Source organism: Streptomyces spectabilis (assembly GCF_008704795.1).
Lineage (GTDB): Bacteria > Actinomycetota > Actinomycetes > Streptomycetales > Streptomycetaceae > Streptomyces > Streptomyces spectabilis.
This window is the reverse complement of record NZ_CP023690.1, coordinates 7,301,164-7,323,760: the sequence shown is the minus strand read 5'-3', so window position 1 is coordinate 7,323,760 and position 22,597 is coordinate 7,301,164. Positions and strand designations below refer to the sequence as shown.

Annotated in this window: 19 protein-coding genes; 5 read left to right on the top strand and 14 right to left on the bottom strand. The window is 72.8% G+C overall.

Annotated elements, in window-relative coordinates:
* Positions 1–3: 3 nt before the first annotated feature.
* A complete protein-coding gene (locus CP982_RS32070; RefSeq protein ID WP_150513640.1) occupies positions 4–912 on the top strand; it encodes a transglutaminase-like domain-containing protein in 909 nt (302 codons plus the stop codon).
* 4 nt (positions 913–916) lie between these two features.
* Here CP982_RS32070 and CP982_RS32065 read toward each other — a convergent pair whose 3' ends face one another.
* The 6 genes from CP982_RS32065 to CP982_RS32040 form a co-directional block, all read right to left on the bottom strand.
* Positions 917–1,303 carry a nuclear transport factor 2 family protein gene (locus CP982_RS32065; protein WP_150513639.1) on the bottom strand — a complete coding sequence of 129 codons (387 nt, stop codon included), beginning with the start codon at positions 1,301–1,303 and terminating at the stop codon, positions 917–919.
* Positions 1,300–1,866: a DUF1697 domain-containing protein gene (locus CP982_RS32060; RefSeq protein WP_150513638.1), complete on the bottom strand. Its 567-nt coding sequence runs from the start codon at positions 1,864–1,866 to the stop codon at positions 1,300–1,302. Before CP982_RS32060 ends, CP982_RS32065 begins: the two co-directional genes overlap by 4 nt.
* Before the next feature lie 109 nt (positions 1,867–1,975).
* The gene (locus CP982_RS32055; RefSeq protein ID WP_150513637.1) at positions 1,976–3,184 is read right to left on the bottom strand and encodes a S8 family peptidase; all 1,209 of its coding nucleotides are present in this window, start codon (positions 3,182–3,184) and stop codon (positions 1,976–1,978) included.
* 286 nt (positions 3,185–3,470) lie between these two features.
* Entirely contained in the window at positions 3,471–4,535 is a 1,065-nt protein-coding gene (locus tag CP982_RS32050) for a CDP-alcohol phosphatidyltransferase family protein (RefSeq protein WP_150513636.1), read from the bottom strand.
* Positions 4,536–4,812: 277 nt separating this feature from the next.
* A complete protein-coding gene (gene mgt / locus CP982_RS32045) occupies positions 4,813–6,054 on the bottom strand; it encodes a macrolide-inactivating glycosyltransferase (RefSeq protein ID WP_150513635.1) in 1,242 nt (413 codons plus the stop codon).
* A gap of 93 nt (positions 6,055–6,147) precedes the next feature.
* Positions 6,148–6,558 (bottom strand): MarR family winged helix-turn-helix transcriptional regulator, encoded by a 411-nt coding sequence (locus CP982_RS32040; RefSeq protein ID WP_229878766.1) that lies wholly within the window; start codon positions 6,556–6,558, stop codon positions 6,148–6,150.
* A 182-nt stretch (positions 6,559–6,740) separates the two neighbouring features.
* Between CP982_RS32040 and CP982_RS32035 the strand changes: the two genes are divergently transcribed.
* On the top strand, positions 6,741–7,805 hold the full coding sequence (locus CP982_RS32035; protein ID WP_150513633.1) for a hypothetical protein: 1,065 nt from the start codon (positions 6,741–6,743) through the stop codon (positions 7,803–7,805).
* 6 nt (positions 7,806–7,811) lie between these two features.
* On the opposite strand, the gene CP982_RS32030 is transcribed toward CP982_RS32035, so the two are convergent.
* The 3 genes from CP982_RS32030 to CP982_RS32020 are packed head-to-tail and all read right to left on the bottom strand — an operon-like array spanning position 7,812 to position 10,842.
* A complete protein-coding gene (locus CP982_RS32030) occupies positions 7,812–9,101 on the bottom strand; it encodes an ABC transporter substrate-binding protein (protein WP_150513632.1) in 1,290 nt (429 codons plus the stop codon).
* Positions 9,101–9,940 carry a carbohydrate ABC transporter permease gene (locus CP982_RS32025; RefSeq protein ID WP_150513631.1) on the bottom strand — a complete coding sequence of 280 codons (840 nt, stop codon included), beginning with the start codon at positions 9,938–9,940 and terminating at the stop codon, positions 9,101–9,103. Before CP982_RS32025 ends, CP982_RS32030 begins: the two co-directional genes overlap by 1 nt.
* Positions 9,937–10,842: a carbohydrate ABC transporter permease gene (locus tag CP982_RS32020; RefSeq protein WP_229878634.1), complete on the bottom strand. Its 906-nt coding sequence runs from the start codon at positions 10,840–10,842 to the stop codon at positions 9,937–9,939. The genes CP982_RS32025 and CP982_RS32020 overlap by 4 nt, the downstream gene beginning before the upstream one ends.
* A gap of 202 nt (positions 10,843–11,044) precedes the next feature.
* On the opposite strand from CP982_RS32020, the gene CP982_RS32015 reads away from it, so the two are divergent.
* A complete protein-coding gene (locus tag CP982_RS32015; RefSeq protein ID WP_150513630.1) occupies positions 11,045–11,911 on the top strand; it encodes a phosphotransferase in 867 nt (288 codons plus the stop codon).
* Between the two features lie 258 nt (positions 11,912–12,169).
* Here CP982_RS32015 and CP982_RS32010 read toward each other — a convergent pair whose 3' ends face one another.
* The 4 genes from CP982_RS32010 to CP982_RS31995 all read right to left on the bottom strand — a co-directional run bounded on the left by CP982_RS32010 (position 12,170) and on the right by CP982_RS31995 (position 16,471).
* Entirely contained in the window at positions 12,170–12,886 is a 717-nt protein-coding gene (locus tag CP982_RS32010; RefSeq protein WP_150513629.1) for a 3'-5' exonuclease, read from the bottom strand.
* Positions 12,887–12,989: 103 nt separating this feature from the next.
* Positions 12,990–14,231 (bottom strand): SAV2148 family HEPN domain-containing protein, encoded by a 1,242-nt coding sequence (locus tag CP982_RS32005; RefSeq protein WP_150513628.1) that lies wholly within the window; start codon positions 14,229–14,231, stop codon positions 12,990–12,992.
* Positions 14,232–14,340: 109 nt separating this feature from the next.
* On the bottom strand, positions 14,341–15,657 hold the full coding sequence (locus CP982_RS32000; protein ID WP_150513627.1) for a copper amine oxidase: 1,317 nt from the start codon (positions 15,655–15,657) through the stop codon (positions 14,341–14,343).
* A 55-nt stretch (positions 15,658–15,712) separates the two neighbouring features.
* Entirely contained in the window at positions 15,713–16,471 is a 759-nt protein-coding gene (locus tag CP982_RS31995) for a Tat pathway signal sequence domain protein (protein WP_150513626.1), read from the bottom strand.
* Positions 16,472–16,667: 196 nt separating this feature from the next.
* Between CP982_RS31995 and glgX the strand changes: the two genes are divergently transcribed.
* Entirely contained in the window at positions 16,668–18,779 is a 2,112-nt protein-coding gene (gene glgX, locus CP982_RS31990; protein WP_150513625.1) for a glycogen debranching protein GlgX, read from the top strand.
* On the opposite strand, the gene CP982_RS31985 is transcribed toward glgX, so the two are convergent.
* Positions 18,754–20,028 carry an MFS transporter gene (locus tag CP982_RS31985; protein WP_150513624.1) on the bottom strand — a complete coding sequence of 425 codons (1,275 nt, stop codon included), beginning with the start codon at positions 20,026–20,028 and terminating at the stop codon, positions 18,754–18,756. The two genes, glgX and CP982_RS31985, sit on opposite strands and share 26 nt — an antisense overlap.
* 81 nt (positions 20,029–20,109) lie before the next feature.
* On the opposite strand from CP982_RS31985, the gene treY reads away from it, so the two are divergent.
* The gene (treY, locus tag CP982_RS31980) at positions 20,110–22,539 is read left to right on the top strand and encodes a malto-oligosyltrehalose synthase (RefSeq protein WP_150513623.1); all 2,430 of its coding nucleotides are present in this window, start codon (positions 20,110–20,112) and stop codon (positions 22,537–22,539) included.
* Positions 22,540–22,597 lie beyond the last annotated feature (58 nt).

Sequence of the window (22,597 nt, the reverse complement as noted above, 5' to 3'; positions counted from 1 at the left end):
GCCATGGACAGCGACTACCTGACCCACAGCCCGTACAGCACGCCCGGCCCCCTCCTGGACGCCCTGCTCGGCCCGGACCCGCTGCCCCGCGCGCCCGAGGCGCTCGCCGCCCTCGTGCGCGGGGTCCTGCTGCACCGCGAGGAGCGGGAGACCTTCGCCTACGCGGTGCCCGTGGAGCGGCTGCGCGAGGACGCCGAGTCCCGGTACGTCACGGAGATCCTGCGCATCCTCGCCGAGCGCGGGGACACGCCGCTCACCGAGGAGCGCGCGCCCGCGGAGCGGTTCGTGGCCACCTGCCGGGACTTCGCCCTGCTGCTGTGCTCGCTCCTGCGCGAGACCGGCACCCCGGCACGGCTCAGGGGCGGCTACGGGACGTACTTCCAGGCGGGGTTCCACGACAACCACTGGGTGACGGAGTACTGGAGCGAGGGGCGCGGCTGGGTCCTCGCCGACGCGCAGGTGTACGGCGACCTGCACGACACCCCGTTCGACCCGCTGGACGTGCCGCGCGACGCGTTCCTGGTCGCCGGGGACGCCTGGCGGGCGTGCCGCGAGGGGCGCGCGGACCCGGAGACCTTCGGCGTGTTCACCGTGCCCGAGATCAAGGGCCTCGGGCTCGTCCGCGCCGACGTGGTGGCCGACCTCGCCGCGCTCGGCGGCGTGGAGCCGCTGCCGTGGGACGGCTGGGGCCTGATGGAGAAGGACGAGGCGGAGGTCACCGAGGAGGACCTCGCCCTGCTCGACTCCGTCGCCGCCGTCACCTCCGCGGCCGGGCACGCGCCGGACGCCGCCCGGCCCGAAGGCGCCCGGCGGCTCCTCGCCGATCCGCGGCTCGCGGTGCCCGCCGAGGTCGTCTCGCACACGACCTACTGCGGCGTCCGCACCGTCACGCTGCCGCGGGTGGCGGCGTGAGGCGTCACACCCCGGTTCCGTCGTCGGGGGGCGTGAACGGCGTGCCCTGATGGAACCAGAGGCGCCAGCCGTGCCCCGTGCGCCGCCACAGCGAACTGCGGTGCACCAGGCGGCCGTTGCTGTCGGTGTCGAACGTCAGGTGCACCAGGTCGGCGGCCAGCTCCACGCCCCGCATGCGCGACGTCGTGACGGGGCGGCCGCCGGGCTCGGGGCTCGCGGTGAGGACCCGTACGATCGACGCCCGGTCCCAGCGCGCGCCCGAGGCGCCGAACTCGGTGAACTCGGGGTGGAGCAGCTCGCCGAACAGCTCGGGCGAGGCCCGCACCTCGGGGTCGAGGAGCCGCAGCTCGTTCTCGATGGCCGCCTCCACGGCGGGCGAGCGGTCGGTCATCGGCCGGCTCCGGGGGTCTCGGTCAGCTCCACGAGCTTGCTGACGGTGTTCCAGTTGCGGCTGGTGGCGATGAGGCCCTTGGTGAGGGCGGGGCGCCCCAGGGCCTCCCCGAGCCTGGAGCGGCCGAGCCCGTCGGGCGCGTACAGATACAGGACGCGGTCGCCGAGCCGGAACTCCTCCGGCAGGAAGCCCGCTTGGTCGAGCGCGGCGAAGCGGGCGGCGTCCACGGGGCCCGAGAAGTACGTGACGTGCAGCTGCCTGCCTTCGAGTGCGGCGGCCGGGAAGGGGCAGGCCTCGGCCACCGCCCGCAGATACGCGTGGTCGCGCACGAGGAGGTCCACGCCGAAGCCGAACTCCTGCTCCAGGGCCGTCGCGAGCTCGGCCGCGAGGGAGTCCTCGTCGCCGCGGTCCGCTCCGAACACGACGTTCCCGCTCTGCAGGTACGTCGTCACGCCGGTGAGCCCGAGCCCTTCGAGGAGCGCGCGCAGCCGGGCCATCGGCACTTTCCTGCTGCCGCCCACGTTCACGCCGCGAAGGAGCGCCGCGTAGATCTTCGTCGCCATGCGCACACGATAAGGCGGCCGTCGCGCCCCGTGGGGGTGGGCACGACGGCCGCCGGTCCGAAGAGGGCCGCCGCGCCGCCCCCGCGGGCGGCGCGGCGGCCTCGGGGAACTACTCGACGATCTTCAGGAGCTTGTTGGGCGTGCCCTCGCTCGGGTTGGAGATCTTGTCCGGGGTCGCGCCGTCGGTCAGCGCCTTGGCGACGTCCGCGGGCTCGGCGTCCGGGTGCGCGGCCACGTACAGGGCGGCGGCGCCGACCACGTGCGGGGTCGCCATGGACGTACCGGAGATCGTCTTGGTGGCGTCGTCACCGGTGTTCCAGGCGGACGTGATGTCCGAGCCCGGGGCGTAGATGTCCACGACGGAGCCGAAGTTGGAGAAGTCCGACTGCTGGTCGTCCTTCGTGGAGGAGGCGACCGTGATGGCCTCCTTGACGCGGGACGGGGAGCCCTGGCCCGCGTCGCTCGACTCGTTGCCCGCGGCCACCGCGAAGGTGACGCCGGAGGCGATGGACTTGCGGACGGCCTCGTCCAGGGCCTCGTCGGCGCCGCCGCCGAGGCTCATGTTGGCGACCGAGGGGCCCTTGTGGTTCTTGGTGACCCAGTCGATGCCCGCGACGACCTGCTCGGTGGTGCCGGAGCCCTGGTCGTCCAGGACGCGCACCGCGACGATCTTCGCCTTCTTGGCGATGCCGTGCGCCTCGCCCGCGATGGTGCCCGCGACGTGGGTGCCGTGGCCGTTGCCGTCGTCCGCGTTGTCGTCGTTGTCGACCGCGTCGAAGCCGGAGACGGCGCGGCCGCCGAAGTCCTTGTGGCTGACGCGGACGCCGGTGTCGATGACGTAGGCGGTCGCGCCCTCACCGGCCTTGTCCGGGTACGTGTACTTCTTGTCGCCCGCCGTGTCGGCCTGGTCGACCCGGTCCAGGCCCCACGACGGCGGGTTGTCCTGGGTGCCCTTGATGGAGAACTTCTTGTTCTGGACGACCTTGCCGACGGCCGGGTCGGCCGCGAGGCGCTTGGCCTCGGTCTCGGTCAGGCCCTTGGCGGAGAAACCGTTGACGGCCGAGGAGTAGGTGCGGCTGAGGTCGCCGCCGTACTCCTCGGCGAGGTCGGCCTTGGCGTCGTTGCTGGCCTTCTCGTCGAGCAGCACGATGTAGCTGCCGGCCACGGCGCCCTTGGCGTCGGTGCCGTAGACCTTGCCCTCGGTGGGGGTCGAGGCGCCGGCGAACGTACCGGCGAAGACGGTCACGCCCACCGCGGTGGCGGCGGTGGCTATCCCTGCGGTGAGCTTCATCGTGCGAGCGCGCTTGTGAGCTGCCATGAAGAGGCGTCTCCTCGTGGGGTGTTGTGGGGGGATGTGGGGTTGTCAAACATTCACTGCGGCGCCCGGGGCGCTCCGAAAGAACTGAAGATCTCCGGGCGTTGGGACGAAACCCTGTCTGAATGACGCGCGCAGATCAATAGCTTCATACAGCTGTGACTTGTTCAACAAGGTTCTGTAATAACAAAACGCCCCGCCCATGACACTTCGGGCACCGCTGCCCCTATCCCCCTCCGTCTCCCCTCCTCCACCCCCCGTTCCGAGTGGAGGAGGGGAGGCGGAGACGCTAGGCCGCCGCGGTGGTGGTGACCGGCTGCTCGAAGGAGTCGATCGTGCGCGTGAAGTCCCGCGTCGAGAGGAGCAGCTTGTAGATGATGGCGAGTTCGAAGACGAGCAGCAGCGCGCCGGAGACGATGGTCGCCGGGATCACGGCGTCGAAGAGCGGGCCGAGGATGAAGACGCCCATCTGGAACTCGACGCCGCTCACGAGGTGCGTACGGATGCGGTGCCGCAGCAGGAAGGACCGCGCCCGCAGATAGGCGGGGAACCGGCCCCGGAACTCCTGGTGGAGGTCGATGACCTGCCGGGAGCGCGGAACGCCCGCGGGCGCGCCGGGGCCCGCGGACGCGTCCGGCTCCACCGCCGCGGCCGCCCGGCCCACCGGCGCGTCCGGCTCCCCGGGCGCCGCGGAGGCGGCGGCCTGGTCCCGCTCGATGTCCGCCTCGGGGTTCTCCCGCAGCAGGTCCTCCATGAACGCGAGCTCGGCCTGGTTCTCGGCCCGCCGCGCGGCCCGCACCCGCGCCTTGATCTGCTTGCGCATGGTGTAGCGGACCTTGAAGATCTCAAGGGAGTTGATGTACCGCAGCGTGTCGAGCCCGACCACCGCGAGCGCGAGCCACACATAGGTGACGTCCCCGGTGCGCTCGTACTGGCCGCCCATCAGGGCGACCCCGCACACCATCACGCGGATCCGGTCGAAGACGAAGTCGAGCCACGCGCCGAAGACCGAGCCCTGGCCGGTCAGCCGCGCGACCTTGCCGTCCATGCAGTCCATGATGAAGCTCAGGTGGTAGATCACGGCGCCGAGACACAGCCACCGCCAGTCGCCGAAGGCGAAACACACCGCGGAGCCGAGCCCGAGCAGGAACGCGCCCCAGGTGATCTGGTTCGGCGTGATCCGGGTGCGCAGCGCGGTCTGGCGGACGAGCGGCGTGGCGACGGGGTCGACGAGCAGCACGGTCCACCAGGCGTCGCGCTTCTTCTCGGTGATGCGGCGCACCTCGGCGAGGGGCGGTATCTCCCGTGGCTCCCGTCGCGCGGCCGTGTCTCGTCGCAGGGACTGTTGTGACATGGGTCAACTTCCTGGCGTTCGAATGAAGTTCACCTCACGCTAGGAAGCCGTTGCCCCAAGGAACAAGAAGTGGCCCATGCAACCTTTGGCCGGGGGTATGGGTCGAACCAGTGGGTCGGGTCCATGGACTTCTCAGGACGCACGCACGTTATCCGAGCGTTACCGAATGACCCGACCGTTACCCAATGGCCTGACAGAGCGTTATGTCACGCCGTGTCGGACCATCCCGCACCAAGTCCCAATCCCGGCCAACCGGCCCTGAAGCACCACCAAACGGTCACGCGCCCGTACCTCGCCTCTTCACGCCGCCGTCACGCCGACCGCGCACGATCTCCTCCTCGATGAGGTCGGCCGCCCTCTTCGTGCCGCCCTCCCCCGCCATCCCGGCGCGCACCTCGCTCAGCCTGCGCGCCACCTCCGGGTCGTCGACGAGCGCGAGCACCGCCTCGCGCAGCGTCCGCGCGTCGGCCTCCTCCCTCGGCACGTGGCGGGCGACGCCGAGGGCCTGGAGCATGTCGGCGTTGCCGAACTGGTCGACGGCCTGCGGCACGGCGACCATCGGCGTGCCGGTCGCGAGGCCCTCCTGGCTGCCGCCCGCACCCGCGTGCGTGATGAACGCGTCGGCCTTCCGCAGGACCGCGAGCTGCGGCACCCAGGAGCGCACCTCGATGTTCCCCGGTAGGTCACCGAGTTCGCCCGCCTCGACGTGCCGGCCCACCTGGAGCACCACGTGCCACCCCGGCAGGTCGCCGAAGGCCTTGACGCACTCGCGGTAGAAGTCCGGCTGCTTGGTGAAGGACGAGCCGAGCGAGACGAGGAGCACCTTCTCCGCGTACGCCGGGCGCTCCCAGTCGCCCTGCGCCGCCCGGTCGCCCTGACAGGCGCCGACGAAGGTGTGCACGCCCTCGTCGACCCGGTCGGCGTGCGGCTGGAGCGCCTTGGGGATCAGGACGAGCGAGCGGGGCGGGCGGCCGACGAAGGGGTCGGGGTGCTCGGTGACCCCGTTCTCCGTCAGCCAGTTCTCGAACCGCTCGTAGTACGCACGGCCGCGCTCGGTCCGCCTGGGCTCCGCCCACATGGGCTCGGCGACCTCCTCCTCGTACCCCTCCCAGGCCACCAGGTTCGGCGAGAGCGAGACCTCGGGCACGCCCCAGCGGCGGGCGAGGACCCGGGCCGGGTACGAGGTGATGTCGTGCAGGACCAGGTCCGGCTCGTCGCCCTCGTACGCCGCCGCGAGCTGCGGCAGGGCGTGGACGGCGTCGGCCAGGAACGGCTCCACGTTGTCGAGCAGGGTGTCGCCCCAGGCCGACGGGTCGTCGTCGGGGCCGGGCAGCGTGGTGCGGTAGAGCACGGGCTCGGCGCCGGTCTCGGCGACCTTCTCCTCGAAGGCGTGCGGGATCGCGTACGTGACGCGGTGGCCGCGGGCGACGAGCTCCCGGATCACTTCGAGACTCGGGTTCACGTGCCCATGGGCGGCGATGGAGAACATGGCGATGTGGGCACGCTTGCGTGTGGTCATGCGCCGACCATAAGCGAGACGAGACGTCTCGTGCAAGAGTTTCCGGCCCCGCCCTTCCGCGCGGGCACCGACGGCGGACCGTCCCGCCCGGGGCTACCCGGCGCCCCCTTCGCCGGGACCGCCCTCCGCGCCCGCGTTGTACCGCAGCAGATACTCCGCGAAGCGCTCCAGGTCCGGACCGCTCCAGCCCGCGAGCCGCTCATGGAAGGCGATCCGGCGACTGTCCGTGACCTGCGCGAGCACCCCCACCCCCCGCTCGGTCAGATGCAGGACCTGTACGCGGTGGTCGGCCGGATCCTGGCGGCGCTCCACCAGGCCCGCCTTCTCCAGGGCCGCCACCTGTCTGCTGATCGTCGACTTGTCCAGGGTGTAGTGCGCGGCGAGATCCGTGGCGCGACAGCCCCCCTGGTCCTCAAGATGACTGAGGAGCGTGAAGGAGACGAGCGAGAGCTCGGGATGCATCCGGGCGGCGGTGGCGCGCGCACGCCGCGCGAACACCGTCATCTCCCGCTGGATGATCTCGATCGCGTCACCCCGGTCGGCCACGGCCTCCGCCTCCTCGCGTCCACGCCGCCCGGCCCGGGTCGCACCCCTCGGCACGTCCCGCGTTTCCCTCCCGGCAGCAATGGTTGTACAGTACAACATGACGTAAGAGTTGTATATGCCAACTATCTGGAGAGGTCGGTATGCCGGTGTCCGCCCGTGGCCCCCTGCGCCACGTCCTGGTCCATCTCTTGACCCCGCTGCTGATGTGCCTGGGCATGGGCCTGGCCTATATGAGCGCGTTCGTCACGCCCGAGCCGCACGAGATGCCCGTCGCCGTCGTCGGCACGGACGCCCGCGCCCACGCCTTCGCCGCCTCCGTAGCGGACGAGGCGGGCGACGCCCTCGACGTACGGACGCTTGCCTCCCGCGCCCAGGCCGTCGACGCGCTGAAGTCGCTCGACATATCCGGCGCCTACGTCCCGGACGCCAGGGCTCCTGAGCTGCTCGTCGCCTCCGCCGGGTCCGACATGAGCGCGCTGGCCGCCGAGAAGGTCTTCACTCCGGTCGCCGCCGCCCAGGGCAGCCCCCTGAAGGTCACCAACGTGGCGCCCCCGGTCTCCGACGACCCGACGGGCCAGGGCCTGTTCTTCCTGCTCGTCGCGGTGAGCATCGGCTCGTACGCCTCCGTGGCCGCGCTCGGCGCCGCCGGCGGAGCCTTGCGGATGCGGGTGCGCGCGGGGCTCGCCGTCGGCGTCGCGTTCGCCGTGAGCCTGATCGGCACCGCGCTCGCCGGGCCGGTCTTCCACCTCGCGCACCACGGCCTGTGGGGCGTGTGGGCCATGTCCTGGCTGTACTCGGCGGGCATCCTGCTCATCGGCGTCGGCCTGCACACGTTCCTCAGGCGCTGGACGACGCTCGCGATGATGGTCCTCTTCGTGATGCTCAACTTCACCAGCTCCGGCGGGCTCTTCCGGCCCGAGCTGCAGAACGGCTTCTTCGGCTCCCTGCACGCCTTCTGGAACGGCGCGGGCTTCGTCGAGGGCGTCCGGGCCCAGCAGTACTTCGGCGGGCACGGGCTCGGCGGACACGTGGGCACGCTGGTGGCCTGGCTCGTGGTGGGCGCGCTGCTCACGGCGGTGGCGGGGCTCGTCGAGCGGCGGCGGGGCGCGGTGGCCGCCGCCCCGGTGGAGCCGACGGCCGCCGAGGCAGCCAAGGCCTCCGCGACCTCCGAGGAGGAGGAGTTGGAGGAGTCGGTCGGCGTGTGACGGGGCTCAGCGCTGATAGCGGCGCAGGACCAGGTTCCCGTCCTCGACCAGGCGCTTCCTCAGCTCGTCCAGACCGATCGCGCCGCTGTAGTACTCCTGGAGCGCGGGGGTGGCGACCTTGTCCGACCACTCGGGGTAGCCGCGCACCGACTGCGCGGGGGCGGGGCGGAGGTGGCGGGCGAGCGCCGTGCCCGTGGCCCAGTCGTGCTTGTCCGTGTGCAGCGCCGGGTCCTTGAGGGCCTCCTTTCCGGTGGGCAGCATCCAGTCGCCGCGCGCGAGCCGCACCATGTTGGCGGGGCGCAGGAAGAAGTCGATGAACGCCGCCGCCTCCTTCTTGTGCGGGCTGTCCTCGGCGACCGACAGGGTCTGCGGACTCACGCCCTGCGCGAGCCCGTCCGCCCCCGCGGGCGCGGGCAGGACCTGCCAGTCGAAGCCCTTCGGCGCCTGCTGGACGATCTGCTGGCGGTACGAGAAGCCGAGCGGGACCATCGCGTACTTGCCGCCGAAGAAGCCGGGCAGCGTGTCCGAGCCGCCCATGCCGAGGGTCGCCCCGGACGCGCTCCCGTCCACGTTGACCTGGTCGTGGACGGTGCGCGGCACCACCGCGTCGGCGTCCTCGAAGCGGATCTCGGCCTTGCCGTCCGGGCGCCGGTGGAACAGCTCGCCGCCCGCGGAGAGCGACAGGTTGAGCGTGGCCGACACCGGCTCCTTCAGCGGCCAGGCCACCCCGAACCTGCCCTTCCCGCTGCCGAGCCGCCGCGTGACCGAGCGGAACTCCTGCCAGCTCCACGGCTCGTCGAGGGTCGGGATCCGGACGCCGGACTCCTTCAGCCGGGCGGCGTTGGCGATGAGCACGCGCGGCTCCTGGAGGAACGGCACGCCGTAGACCTTCCCGCCGAAGGTCGTGGTGTCCCAGCTCGCCCGCGGGATGTCGTCCCGCAGCCGGCGCGGCAGCAGCTTCCCGAGGTCCGCGAGGTAGCCGCCGTACGCGAAGTCCGCGAGGTCGTCGGACGCGTCGTGGATGACGTCCGGGGCCTCGCCGCCCTCGAAGGAGGTGAGGAGCTGGTCGTGGACGCTCGTCCAACTGCCCTGGACGTACTCGACCTGGACGTCGGGGTGGCGCGCGTTCCACTCCGCCACCAGCTGCTTGTTCGCCTCGACGGACTCCTGCTGCCAGGCGAGGGACTGGAAGCGCAGGGTGATCCGGCCTCCGGAGTCCCCGCCGTCGCCGGAGCAGCCCGCCAGCAGCAGGACGAGCGCGGCGGCCGCGGCGCCCAGGGCGCGTGCGCGCCGCATCAGCTCTTCACCGCCCCGGCCAGCATGCCGCCCGTGATCCGCTTCTGGATGAGCGCGAAGACGACGAGCGAGGGCAGCGTCGCGAGGAACGCGGCGGCGGCGAGCGGGCCGAGGTCGGCCACGCCCTCCGCGCCGATGAAGTGCGTGAGGACGACCGGCAACGTCTGTTTCTCCGGGGTCTTGAGCAGGACGAGCGCGAAGAAGAACTCGTTCCACGCCGTGATGAAGGCGAAGAGCGCCGTCGCCCCGATGCCCGGCGCGAGCAGCGGCGCGGTGACCGAGACGAGCGTGCGCAGGCGCCCCGCCCCGTCGACCGCCGCGGCTTCCTCCAGCTCCACCGGCACGGCGCGGACGTACCCGACGAGCATCCACAGCGCGAACGGCAGCGCCCACACCACATAGACCATGATCAGGCCGGGCAGCGAGTTGATCAGGCGCAGGTTCTTCAGGACGAGGAACAGCGGGATGATCACCAGGACGAAGGGAAAGGCCTGGCTGACCACGACCCAGCCGGTCGCCGCGCGGGCGAGCAGCGTGCGGTGGCGCGCCATCACGTACGCCATCGGGGTGGCGATGACGACGGCGATCACGGCGGCGCTGAGGGCGGCGACCAGCGAGTTGCCCGCGGCGCGCAGGAGCGGCTGCTCGTCGAAGGCCTGGCGGTAGTTGGCGAGGGTCGGGTCCTCGGGGATCCAGGTGGGGTGCAGACTGCCCAGCTCCGTGGCCGGTTTGAAGGACGTGGAGAGCAGCCAGAGGAACGGGAACACCAGGAAGACGAGGTAGGCGAGGAGCGCGAGGTACTGTCCGGCCCGCGCGGCCCCCTTCGTGCGCGAGGTCATCGCTCGTCGGCTCCTCTCAGCCGGGCCACGAGGTACACGGCGAGCAGCACCGAGATCACCGCGACCATCACACAGCCCATCGCCGCCGCGTAGCCGAACTGGCCGTAGCGGAAGGCCTCCTCGTACGCGAACAGCATCGGGAGCCGGGTGCGGCCGCCGGGGCCGCCGTTGGTGAGCACGTAGACCAGGGCGAAGGAGTTGAAGTTCCAGATGAAATTGAGCGCGGTGATGGCGAGCGCGATCGGTCTGAGGGCGGGCCAGGTGACGGTGGTGAAGCGGCGCCAGGCGCCCGCGCCGTCCATCGCGGCGGCCTCGTGCAGCTCGCGGGGCACGTTCTGGAGCCCGGCGAGCAGGGCCACCGTGGTCTGCGGCATGCCCGCCCAGACGCCGACGACGATGACGGCGGGCAGCGCGGTGCCGAGGCCCGTCAGCCAGTCCCGGCCTTCGCCGAACCCGAGGTCGCGCAGCGTCTCGTTGAGGATGCCCGCGTCCGGGTGGTAGACGAGCCGCCACATGATGCCGACGACGACCTCGGGCATCGCCCAGGGGACGATCGCGAGCGAGCGGGCCAGCCAGCGGAAGCGCAGGTTCTGGCTGAGCAGGAGCGCGAGGCCGAGCGCGAGCAGGAACTGCGGCACCGTCACCCCGACCGCCCAGAGGAGGCCGATGCGGAACGAGTCCCAGAACAGGGTGTCGTGCCGCAGGTCCTGGAAGTTGAGGAGCCCGATCCACTCGGTGGGCTCGGTGCGGCCCGACTGGGAGTCGGTGAAGGCGAGCGCGATGCCGTAGAGCAGCGGGCCGACGCTCAGCACCAGGATCGGGAGCAGCGCGGGCAGGACCAGGAACCAGGCGCCGTGGTCCACGGCCTTGCCGGACCGCGCCCGCGCGGTCGCCAATGTCACGGAATCGGCTCCTTTGAGCGGATGATGACGGTTTGGCCGACCTGACGGCCTCCGTCATCGTGCTGACGCGGCCGGGATACGTCAAGCGACCGCGCACGCGGGAAATCCGGCTGGCCTGTACGAATGCGACACTTGCGCGGCGGTGGGTCCGGTTGCGGCCCGCCGGAGCACGGTGAGGCACAGGGCTGCGGGAGGCAGACGGATGGACGAGGCACGGGCACGGCAGATCCTGGGCGCCGCGGGGCTCGCGGCGCGGCCCGACGCGGGCGCCGAGCTCCTCGCCCTCGGCGAGAACGCGGTGTTCGCCGTGGGCGACCTGGTGGTCAAGGTCGGCCGGGACGCGCCGGAGCTGCTCGACCGGGCGCGGCGCGAACTCGCCGTCGCCGCGTGGCTGCGGGACGCCGGGGTGCCCGCCGTGCGGGCCGCCGAGGACGAGCCGCGGCTCGTCGGGGGCCACCCGGTGACGGTCTGGCACCGCCTTCCCGCGGCGGCGCGGCCCGCGCGCCCCGGTGACCTGGCCGGACTCCTGCGGCTCGTGCACGCCCTGCCCGCGCCCCCGTTCGAGCTGCCGCGCCGTGAGCTGCTCGGGGGTGTGGAGCGGTGGCTGCGGCTCGCCGGGGACGCGATCGACCCCGCCGACGCGGACTACCTCCGCGAGCGCCGGGACGGCTTCGCTGCGGCCGCCGCCGCGCTCGTGCCCCGGCTCGCGCCGGGGCCGATCCACGGGGACGCGCTGCCGCGCAACGTCCTGGCGGGCCCGGACGGGCCCGTCCTGGTGGACCTGGAGACCTTCGCCGCGGACTTCCGTGAGCACGACCTGGTCGTCATGGCGCTGTCCCGTGACCGGTACGGGCTCGGGGACGACGCCTACGACGAGTTCACCCGGGAGTACGGGTGGGACGTGCGGGAGTGGGAGGGGTGCGGGGTGCTGCGCGGGGCGCGGGAGACCGCGAGCTGCGCCTGGGTCGCCCAGCACGCGCCCGCCAACGAGCGGGCCTTGGCCGAATTCCGCCGCCGCGTGGCTTCCCTCCGCGAGGGCGACACCGAGGTCCGCTGGCACCCGTTCTAGACCCTCGCGCGCAGCGCCCCAGACCCGCCCCTTCCCGAACCAGGGGCTGCCGCCCCTGGGACCCCGCTTTTTGTCGCGCTGGCGCGCTCGTCCTCAAGCGCCGGACGGGCTGGATGGCTCCCGGTGCGGATCGGATCCCGTCTGCGACTCGGCACGGGTCCGCGGTCCGCAGACAGGACCCGGCCCGCACCGGAGACTTTCAGCCCGTCCGGCGTTTGAGGACGAGGCGCGGAGCGCCGATGACGACGGTACTGCCCGCTAGGGCACGCGCACCGGTTCCCGGAGGGGCCACGTGCCGTCGACCACCGCCGTGGGGTCGCCCTTGCGCCGCAGGAAGGACTGGAAGTCCGCGGCCCACTCCGCGTACCACTCCACCTGGCGCCGGTGCAGCTCCGCCGGGCCGAGGTCGGCGACCTTGGCGTGGCGGTCGGCTATCGCGCGGGCGAGCCGCGCCGCGGCGAGGGCGTCGGAGGAGGCGTCGTGGGCGGACTCCAGGACCACGCCGTACTCCCGGCAGACCGCTTCGAGATTGCGCTTGCCGCGGCGGTAGCGGTCCACCGAGCGGTCGATGGTGTACGGGTCGATCACGGGCGCGGGCTCGGCCCCGAGCCGGTCCCGCAGCGGGGCGAGCCCGTGCCGGCGCAGCTCGGCGGCGAGCAGCGTCAGGTCGAACGCCGCGTTGTACGCCACGACCGGGACGCCCGAGCGCCAGGCGGAGACGAGGACCTCGGCGATCGCGTCGGCGACCTCCGCGCCGGGCCGCCCCTCGGCGGCCGCCCGCTCGTCGGTGATGCCGTGCACGGCCACCGCGTCCGGCGGGATCGGCACGCCGGGATCGGCGAGCCACTCGCGGCGGCCCAGCTCCTGCCCGGCCCTGACCTCGACCACCGCCCCCGTGACGATCCGCGCCTCCTGCGGATCCGTGCCCGTCGTCTCCAGGTCGAAGCCGATCAGCAGCTCCCGGTGCCAGCCCATGGCCGCCCCCTTCGTCGTGGTGCCTTCCCCCAATGGCCTCCACGATCCCATGCGCCACTGACAACCAGATGGCTGGATTCCGCTACCTCGCCGGGAGGCCGCCCTACGACACCGGGCGCGAGTCCGCCCAGGCCGTCTCGAACTCCTCCCGGTATGTCGGGAAAAGACCGTACTCGCCGAGGTCGTCCGCCTTGACCACCCGGCCGCCGCCGCGCAGCACCAGGACGGGTGCCTCCATGCCGCGCGTGCGCCGCAGATAGGACTGGACGACGGCGATGCCGTCCGAGCCGTCGCCGTCGACCAGGTAGGCCGTGAAGCGCGGGGTCTCGTCGAAGACCTGGATCTCGAAGGCGCCGGGGTCCTTCAAGCGCGACCGCACGCGCCGCATGTGGAGGATGTTGGACTCGACGGACCGGCCCAGCTCGCCGCGCTTCAGGCCCAGTTCTCGCTCCCGGCGCTTGACCGCGCTGCTCGCGGGGTTCAGGAAGAGCAGCCGGACCCGGCAGCCGGACTCGGCGAGCCGCACCAGGCGGCGCCCTGAGAAGTTCTGCACGAGCAGGTTGAGGCCTATGCCGATCGCGTCGACGCGCCGGGCGCCGCCGAAGAGGTCCTCCGCGGGGAACTGCCGGAGCAGCCGCACCCGGTCCGCGTGCACGCCCACGACGTCCGCGTACCGGTCGCCGACGAGCTGCTCCACGGCGTCGACCGGAAGCCGCCGCGCCGAGGGCACGTCCGAGCCCGCGCCGAGTATCTCGAGCAGCCGCGCGGAGGCGCGCTCGGCCTGGGCGAGGACCGTCGGGGACAGGGCGCGGTTGCGCGAGACCACGTTGCGGGTGACCTCCAGCTCGTCCAGGGCCAGTTCGACCTCGCGCCGGTCGTCGAGGTAGGGCTCGAAGCACGGCCAGTGCTGGACGACCAGCTCGCGCAGCTGCGGCAGCGTCAGGAAGCTCAGGACGTTGTCGTCCGCCGGGTCCAGGAGGTAGCCCTTGCGGCGGCTCACCTCGCGCACGGCGACGGCCCGCTGCACCCACTCCTGTCCGGCCGGGCCCGCCGCGGCGACCACCCAGTCGTCCGCGTGGACGGGTTCGTAGACGGGACGCAGAACAGCGGCCACGACCGCGCGCAGCCGCTGTTCCACGAGGTTCAGCCAGATGTAGGCCCGCCCGGCCCGCTGAGCGCGCGTACGCACCTCGCGCCAGGCGTCGGCGTCCCAGTCCAGTTCGGGTCCGATCTGGGACACCGGTTCCATCGGCCGTGCCAGCGACACCGCCGACGACGGGACGTCCGCGGAGCTCCCCTCGTGACCCTCGTCACCAGGGGGCAGCTCGCGCCCCTCCGAGCTCACCCGCGCACCGCCTTCCGCTCCCCCGGGCTCTCCCCCAGTCAACGATCAAGGAAGGGTACTCCGGGACCGGCGGACGGTGCAGCCGGATGGGCAGGGTCGTGGCGCAACTTCAGGTTCGCGGCCGTCCGTTCACACCGGAGAGGTCCTGCGGGGTGAGCGGGTTCATGGCCGTCACGTCGCGCGGGGCCAGCGAGAAGCCCTGCCAGTGGACCGGCATGGGCTGCTGGTCCTCGTCCCGGGCGATGTGGTGGAAGCCGATGTTGACCCAGCTGATGGGGTGCTTCAGGGTCTCGCCGTTCGACCACTTGTCGACGCTGGACGGGTAGCCGTTGGGGCAGCCGATGTTGTTGCTCGCGTACTGCTCGCACTTCTTGTAGTCGGTGAAGAACACGTCGTGCCGGGTGAACGGCCGTCCCGCGTGCTTCTGGCTGGCCCCGGGCACGAACTCGTAGCTGCGCGGGTGGCCGTCCTTGTTCTTGCCCGCCGTGCTGACCACGCGCCACCAGCGCATGTCCTGGCGGTCGCCCGCGAGCTCCTTGGTGACGGGCGTGCGGGTCGTCTTCGTGGTGGGGCTGCCCCGCCCGGCCGGCGGGGTGACCTTGGAGTCGTACTGCTCGACCTTGGACTTGGGCGAGCCGTCCAGGCCGAAGTTGAGCCGCCAGAAGACGTTGTGCGAGTGGCTCTCGGCCTTGGCCTGGTCGCCCTTGCCGATGGGCCAGCCGCGGTCGTCGCCGCCGTCGAAGTCGTACGGCGACAGGCTGCCGGTGGCGCCCACGTTGGACGTGATGGTGCCGTCCGACGAGAACCGCCACTCGGTGATGTACTCGTACCAGGAGGCCTTGTTGACGGTGTAGACGAGCAGGTCCTTGCCCTGGGCCGCGTAGACCTTGCCGCTGCCGCCGGTGCTCGCGTCGTTGTTGAGACGGTAGGCGTGCCCCCGCGCGCGGGTGGTGGTGCACAGGCCCGGGACGTTCCCCCCGTCCGGGACCTTCACCGTCTTGATGGTGCCGCCGGGGCATTCGCTCGTCTTGAGCTTCTGCAGCTTCCGGCCGAAGTCCGTGCCCGTGACGTCGTCGAACTCGGCGTCGCCGTCGTCGTAGGGCACGTGGATCTGGGCGAGGCGGGCGCTGGTGAGCACCGGGATGGGCTTGGGCTCGCTCTTGGGCTGGTAGCTGATCTTGTCGAGGATGAGCCCGGAGTACGTGTTGTAGTGCCAGCACATGCGCCAGGTCGTGCCGCCGTCGAGGGTCTGCTCGATGCGGTACGCGGCGCTGCAGTCGGCGGCGGGCGCCTGCGGTGCGGCCTTGGGCGACGCGGTGGCGGGGCCCGCGGTGGTTATCGCGGCCCCCAGGAGCGCGGAGACCGCAAGGGCCGTACCGGCCGCCTTGCGGGCGCGCGGAAGTCTGTTGCCGTGCGAGACGTGCATGCGGAAGAGGCTCCTTCAGTGAGGAGGGAGACGTGTGGATGCCCTGCGCGGGCGGTCAGCGGAGCCGGCCCACGTGGCGGTCGCTGAGGTCGACGATGAAGGCCCGGGTGTCGATCCACGGCCCGTTCTTGACCTTGGCCACGACCTGGATGCAGCGGTGCTTGCCGCAGTCCTGGAGGTCGGAGGGGACGCCGGCGAGGGTCTCCTTGCGGAAGACGAAGCCGCTCAGGTCCAGGTCCCCGGGGCCGTCGAGCTTCTTGCCCGTGGCCTTCTTGTAGTCGTCCCGCAGGCCCTTGCCGTGGTCGTCGGCGATCAGCAGCTGCGCGGCCTCGGTCAGCTCCTCCTCGCTGGGCGGCGGCTGGACGTTCTGGGCCGTGTTGGTCGACTCGACCTTGCCGGTCTTCAGGTTCACCGTCTTCGCGACGACGGCGTCCTTCTTGTAGTCGTAGTAGACGATCTCGGCGCGGCGCTCGGCGTCGTCCCCGGTCGCCCCCGGCTCGTTCTCCGCGAGGTTCGTGGACAGGCGCTGCGGCCCCCGGTCGCCCTCCACGTCCCGTGCGCTGGAGCGCAGGCCGTTGCTGTCCAGGGCTATCTTCTGGGCCCGCTCGGTCTCCGCGTCGGTCAGCGGGTCGCTGCCGACCCCCTCGGAGCCCTCGTCGGGCGCGGCCTGCACCCGGCCGTCGGGTGCTACGGCGTCCTGGCGCGAGGAGCCCGCCGCCGTGCTGCGGTCGGACTCCCCCGCCCCCGCCTGGTCGGGCAGTGTGACGGCCACCAGCGCCGCGCTGGCCGCCACGGCGAGGGCACCCCCCGCCACGACCTTCCCGAGATGGCGTCTGACTAGCTTGCGCACATCCTCCCCCAATCTCCCCTGATGGGCCCAATTCATGGGCATGTCGAGTATGTGGTCAGTCGGTTAGACGGACTCAACTCCTTTGTGGTTGCCCCACTTTCGAGCACACTCTGGCCAAGGCAGCCCCCACGGGAGTGACGAGCGTGGAAGAGTCGACGACATGCAGGTCTGGCCTGGGCAGGCGTATCCCCTCGGCGCCGCGTACGACGGTGCCGGTACGAACTTCGCGGTCTTCTCGGAGGCCGCAGATCGCGTCGAACTGTGCTTGCTGCACGACGACGGATCGGAAACGGCGGTGGAGCTCCGCGAGTCCGACGGCTTCGTGCGGCACGCGTACCTGCCCGGCGTCATGCCGGGCCAGCGGTACGGCTTCCGCGTGCACGGCCCCTACGAGCCCGCGCGCGGGCAGCGCTGCAATTCGGCGAAGCTCCTCCTTGACCCGTACGCGCTCGCGGTGGGCGGCGCGGTGGACTGGGGCGAGGAGGTGTACGGCTACCGCTTCGGCGCCCCGGACAAGCGCAACGACCTGGACTCCGCGCCGCACATGATGGCCTCGGTGGTGGTCAACCCGTACTTCGACTGGGGCGACGACCGCCCGCCGCGCACGCCGTACAACGAGACCGTGATCTACGAGGCCCATGTGAAGGGCCTGACGATGCTGCACCCGGAGCTGCCGGACGAGCTGCGCGGCACCTACGCGGCCCTCGCGCACCCGGCGGTCATCGAGCACCTGACGCGGCTCGGCGTGACCACCCTGGAGCTGATGCCGGTCCACCAGTTCGTGAACGACCACCGCCTCGTCGACATGGACCTGAACAACTACTGGGGCTACAACACGATCGGCTTCTTCGCCCCGCACAACGCGTACGCCTCCTGGGGCGACCGGGGCGAGCAGGTCCTGGAGTTCAAGTCGGCGGTCCGCGCGCTGCACGAGGCGGGCATCGAGGTCATCCTGGACGTGGTCTACAACCACACGGCGGAAGGCAACCACCTGGGCCCGACGCTGTCCTTCCGGGGCCTCGACAACGCCTCGTACTACCGCCTCGTGGAGGACGACCCGGGGTACTACATGGACACCACGGGCACCGGCAACTCACTGCTGATGCGCAATCCGCACGTGCTCCAGCTGATCATGGACTCGCTGCGGTACTGGGTCACCGAGATGCACGTGGACGGCTTCCGCTTCGACCTCGCGGCGACGCTCGCGCGCCAGTTCCACGAGGTGGACCGGCTCTCCTCGTTCTTCGACCTGGTCCAGCAGGACCCGGTGGTCAGCCAGGTGAAGCTGATCGCCGAGCCCTGGGACGTCGGCGAGGGCGGCTATCAGGTGGGCAACTTCCCGCCGCTGTGGACGGAGTGGAACGGCAAGTACCGCGACACCGTGCGGGACCTGTGGCGCGGCGAGCCGCGCACCCTCGCGGAGTTCGCCTCGCGGCTCACCGGCTCGTCGGACCTGTACCAGGGCGACGGCCGCCGCCCGCTCGCCTCGATCAACTTCGTGACCTGCCACGACGGCTTCACCCTGCACGACCTGGTGGCGTACAACGAGAAGCACAACGACGCCAACGGCGAGGACAACCAGGACGGGGAGAGCCACAACCGCTCCTGGAACTGCGGTGTCGAGGGCGACACGGACGACCCGGACGTCCTCGCGCTGCGCGCCCGGCAGCTGCGGAACTTCCTCGCCACCCTGATGCTGTCCCAGGGCGTGCCGATGCTCAGCCACGGCGACGAGTTCGCCCGCACCCAGGGCGGCAACAACAACGCGTACTGCCAGGACAACGAGGTCGCCTGGGTGCGCTGGCCGGACGGCGAGAGCACCCTCCTGGAGTTCACGCGCGCGATGGCGTGGCTCCGGCGCGACCATCCGGTGTTCCGCAGGCGCCGGTTTTTCCACGGCCGTCCGGTCGAGGGGACCCACGACGAGCTGTCGGACATCTCCTGGTTCACGCCGGAGGGCGAGGAGATGATCCAGGAGGACTGGGACGCGGCCCAGGCCCGTGCCCTGACGGTGTTCCTCAACGGCAACGCGATCTCCGAGCCGGGGCCGCGCGGCGAGCGGATCACCGACGACTCGTTCCTGCTGATGTTCAACGCGTCCCCAGACCCGCTGGAGTTCGTGGTGCCGGTGAATCAGGGCCAGCAGTGGCAGGTGGTGGTCGACACGGCGCGTGAGGACGGCGTGCCGCCGGGGACCGGGGCCAAGGTGCGGGCGGGTGAGCGCGTGACGCTGACCGACCGGAGCCTCACGGTGCTGCAGCGTCCGGCGTAGGCGCCCCCGGGCGCGCCGCCACGGCGATGGCGAAGGCCACCGCGGCGGCCGCGCTGCCGAGCGCGAACGCGGCGCCCGCGCCGTGGGATTCGGCGAGCCGTCCGGCCACGGCGAGCGTGACCGCCTGGCCGCCGACGAAGGCGCTCGCCGCCCACGTCATGCCCTCGGCGAGCCGCGGCCGGGGCACGGCTCGCTCGGTCAGCGCGAAGCCGGTGACGAGGTTCGGCGCGTAGACGGCGCCGAAGACCGTCACGACGGCGTACAGGGCCGGGTGGCTGTGCGTCCACACCAGCGGCAGCGACAGGAGCGCGGCGGCCGCCGTGGCGGCGCGCCAGCGGCCGCGCAGCCCGAAGCGGTCCGGCAGCGCGGCCATGGACAGGCCCGCGACGGCGCTCATGACGCCCATCGCGGCATAGACGAGGCCCGCGTGGCCCGGTGCGCCCAACTCCTCGGTGAGCGCCGCGATCCCGGCCCCGCAGGCGCCGAGCAGCACGCCGAGGAAGACGAGCCCGACGCGGACGACGTACACCGTGCGCGGGAGCGCGAAGGCCGCCTCCCGCCGGTGGGGGACGGCGGCCGGGGCGACCGCCCGCGCCGTCGGGTGCAGCGCGAAGCCGGTGCCGCAGACGGCCACCAGGAGGGCCGCGACGGCGAACGCGTACGCCGGGTGGCCCGCGACCGCGGCGAGGCCGACCAGGGCGGGCCCGAGCACGAAGGACAGCTCGTCCATCGTGGACTCCAGGGACAGCGCGGCGTCGACGAGCCCCGGCGGGGCGTCCCCGCGGCGCAGCAGCGCCACCACGCGGGCGCGGGCCAGCGGGCCGATCCCGGGCACGCTCGCGCCCGCCAGGACCGCGAGGACCAGCAGGACGGGCGTGGGCGGCCGCAGCAGGGCGCCGACCGCGCAGGCGGCGACGGCGACGGCGTTGAGCGCGGCGAAGGCGAGGACGACCGGCCGCTGCCCGCGCCGGTCGGCGAGCCGCCCGACGAACGGCCCCGCGGTCACCTGCCCGAGCGCGAGGGCGCAGGCGACGGCTCCCCCGGTGGCGAGCGACCCGCTGGTCCCGGCCACCAGGAGCACGCTGCCGAACTGGATCACGGCGACGGGCAGCCGCCCCAGGAACGAGAGCACCGGAAGGGCCGCCCCCGTGATCGCGAGCACGTCCCGGTAGGTGTCGGCCGTGCGCGGGACCCAGCCGCGCCGCGCGTCCCGCCCGTACCGCCGCTCGCACCGCCCCTTCTCAGTCACCGTCGGACGCTATCGACGCTCCTGCGAACCCGCGCATGCGCCGAAGGCACGAAAGCCGCCCATGCGGGTACGTAGGTTCGCATGACGTCTCCGCGCCCCGCGCCCGATGTCCCGCAGCCGCCCACCGCCACGTACCGGCTGCAGCTGTGTCCGGAGTTCCCGTTCGCGGCGGCCGAGGCGGCGGTGCCCTATCTGGCCGCCCTCGGGGTCTCGCACCTGCATCTGTCGCCGGTCCTGGAGGCGGTGCCCGGCTCCGCGCACGGCTACGACGTCGTGGACCACGCGCGCGTGCGGGGCGAGCTGGGCGGCGAGGCGGGCCTTCGGGCGCTCGCGCGGGCGGCGCGGGCGTCCGGGCTCGGCCTGGTCGTGGACATCGTGCCGAACCACATGGCGGCCGACCCGCTGCACAACCGCGCGCTGTGGGAGGTCCTTCGCGACGGGCCCGCCTCGCCGTACGCGCGCTGGTTCGACGTCGACTGGGCGGCGGGCGGCGGCAAGCTGCTGCTGCCCGTCCTCGCCCGCCGGCTCGGCGGGGACCTCGCGCACCTGCGCGTCGACGGCGGGGTGCTGCGCTACCACGACCGGGTGTTCCCGTTGCGCACGGGCACCGAGAGGCTGCCGCTGCCGCGGCTGCTCGACGCGCAGTGGTACCGGCTCGGCTGGTGGCGGCTCGCCCGTACCGAGCTCAACTACCGGCGCTTCTTCACCATCTCGGACCTGATCGCCGTACGGGTCGAGGACCCGGAGGTGTTCGACGCGACGCACGCCACGGTCCTCGGGCTGCTCGGCGAGGGCGTCGTCGACGGCCTGCGCGTCGACCATCCGGACGGGCTCGCGGACCCGGGGGCGTACCTCCAGCGGCTGCACGAGGCGACGGGCGGGCGCTGGACGGTCGTGGAGAAGATCCTGGCCGACGGCGAGCGCCTGCCCGCGGCCTGGCCGGTGGCGGGCACCACCGGATACGACGCGCTGCGGCACGTCGACGGGGTGCTCACGGACGCGGCGGGCGCGCGCGAACTGGGCAGCGGCTACCGGCGGTTCGCCGCGCCGCCCGCCGACCGCGGCGGCGACTGGGCCGCGACCGTGCGGCGGGCCGCGTACAAGGTCGTCACGCGGGAGCTGGCCGCCGAGGTGGAGCGGCTCACGCGGGAGGCGGACGCGCTGTGCGCGGCGGAGCCCGGGCTGCGGGACCACGCCCCGTGGGCGCTGCGGACGGCGCTGCGGGAACTCCTCGTGCGCCTTGAGGTCTACCGTCCGTACGCGGCCGGTGGCGCAGAGCCCGCGACGGTCCTGACGGCGGGCGCGGCCGCCGAGGCCCGGCGGGCGTTCGCGGTGGCGGAGGAGGCCGAGGCCGTCGACGCGGTGCGGGACCTGGCGCTCGGCAGGCGCGGGGACAGCGAGCGGTGCGCGGCGTTCCGGGCGCGGTTCGCGCAGACGGCGGCGGCGCTGCGGGCCAAGTCCGTGGAGGACACGGCGTTCTACCGGCACGTGCCGCTCCTGTCGGCGACCGAGGTGGGCGGCGAGCCGGGACGGCCCGCGCTCGACGTGGCGGAGTTCCACGCGTACTGCGCGCGCATGCGGCGCGACTGGCCGTACTCGGGCACGGTCCTGACGACCCACGACACCAAGCGCAGCGCCGAGGTGCGGGCGGGCATCAGCGTCCTCACGCAGGCCCCCGGGCGGTGGGACGCGCTGCTCGCCGAGGTGACGCGGCAGACCGCGCGCGCGGAGGGCACCCGGGCGCCCGACCCGCAGCTGGCCTGGGCGGCCTGGCAGACGGCGGTGGGCTTCGCCCCGGCCGCGCGCGGCGGCCGGGACGGCTACGGAAGGCGGCTTCAGGAGGCCCTCCTGAAGCACGTGCGGGAGGCGGGCCTGCACACGAGCTGGACGGAGCGCGACGAGGGCTACGAAGGGGCCGTGACGGCGTTCCTGACGGCGGGCCCGTGCGGGCCGCCGCTGGACACGGTCGCCGCCTTCGCGGCCGAACTCGCCCCGCACGCGCGCGTGAACGTCCTCAGCGCCACGCTGCTGCATCTGACGATGCCGGGGGTGCCCGATCTCTACCAGGGCACCGAGCGCGCCTTCCACGCCCTGGTGGACCCCGACAACCGCCGCCCCGCCGCCTTCGAGACGGGCCTGCTCGAGGGGCTCGACGCGCGCCGGGACTCCTGGGACCTGTCGGACGAGAAGCTCGCCCTCACCGCGGCGGCGCTGCGGCTGCGCGCGCGGCGGCCCGGCCTGTTCGGCGGCGGGGGCACGTACGAGCCGCTGACGGCGACCGGGCCCGGCGCGGCGCACTGCGTGGCCTACTGCCGCTCCGGCGGCGTGGTGGTGGCCGTGACGCGGCTCTCGCTGCGCCTCGCGGACGCGGGCGGCTGGCGGGACACCGCGCTCGCGCTGCCGCGGGGGGCGTGGGCCGATCTGCTCACCCCGGGGCGTGAGTTCGCCGGGTGCACGCGCGTGAGTGATCTGCTCACGCCGCTTCCGGTGGCTCTTTTGGAGCGCGTCTGACAGCGGGCGCCCGGGGCGTGCGCCGAGCGGAAGGGGGCATACCGCCTAGTGGGTGGGA

Coding starts and splice junctions, on each gene's coding strand:
- mgt (WP_150513635.1), bottom strand. CDS start 6,054: ATGACCACACGCAAGCGTGCCCACATCGCCATGTTCTCCATCGCCGCC.
- treY (WP_150513623.1), top strand. CDS start 20,110: ATGACGTCTCCGCGCCCCGCGCCCGATGTCCCGCAGCCGCCCACCGCC.
- CP982_RS32065 (WP_150513639.1), bottom strand. CDS start 1,303: ATGACCGACCGCTCGCCCGCCGTGGAGGCGGCCATCGAGAACGAGCTG.
- CP982_RS32000 (WP_150513627.1), bottom strand. CDS start 15,657: ATGCACGTCTCGCACGGCAACAGACTTCCGCGCGCCCGCAAGGCGGCC.
- CP982_RS32070 (WP_150513640.1), top strand. CDS start 4: ATGGACAGCGACTACCTGACCCACAGCCCGTACAGCACGCCCGGCCCC.
- CP982_RS32030 (WP_150513632.1), bottom strand. CDS start 9,101: ATGCGGCGCGCACGCGCCCTGGGCGCCGCGGCCGCCGCGCTCGTCCTG.
- CP982_RS32015 (WP_150513630.1), top strand. CDS start 11,045: ATGGACGAGGCACGGGCACGGCAGATCCTGGGCGCCGCGGGGCTCGCG.
- CP982_RS32060 (WP_150513638.1), bottom strand. CDS start 1,866: ATGGCGACGAAGATCTACGCGGCGCTCCTTCGCGGCGTGAACGTGGGC.
- glgX (WP_150513625.1), top strand. CDS start 16,668: ATGCAGGTCTGGCCTGGGCAGGCGTATCCCCTCGGCGCCGCGTACGAC.
- CP982_RS32040 (WP_229878766.1), bottom strand. CDS start 6,558: ATGACGGTGTTCGCGCGGCGTGCGCGCGCCACCGCCGCCCGGATGCAT.
- CP982_RS32055 (WP_150513637.1), bottom strand. CDS start 3,184: ATGGCAGCTCACAAGCGCGCTCGCACGATGAAGCTCACCGCAGGGATA.
- CP982_RS32010 (WP_150513629.1), bottom strand. CDS start 12,886: ATGGGCTGGCACCGGGAGCTGCTGATCGGCTTCGACCTGGAGACGACG.
- CP982_RS32035 (WP_150513633.1), top strand. CDS start 6,741: ATGCCGGTGTCCGCCCGTGGCCCCCTGCGCCACGTCCTGGTCCATCTC.
- CP982_RS32025 (WP_150513631.1), bottom strand. CDS start 9,940: ATGACCTCGCGCACGAAGGGGGCCGCGCGGGCCGGACAGTACCTCGCG.
- CP982_RS32050 (WP_150513636.1), bottom strand. CDS start 4,535: ATGTCACAACAGTCCCTGCGACGAGACACGGCCGCGCGACGGGAGCCA.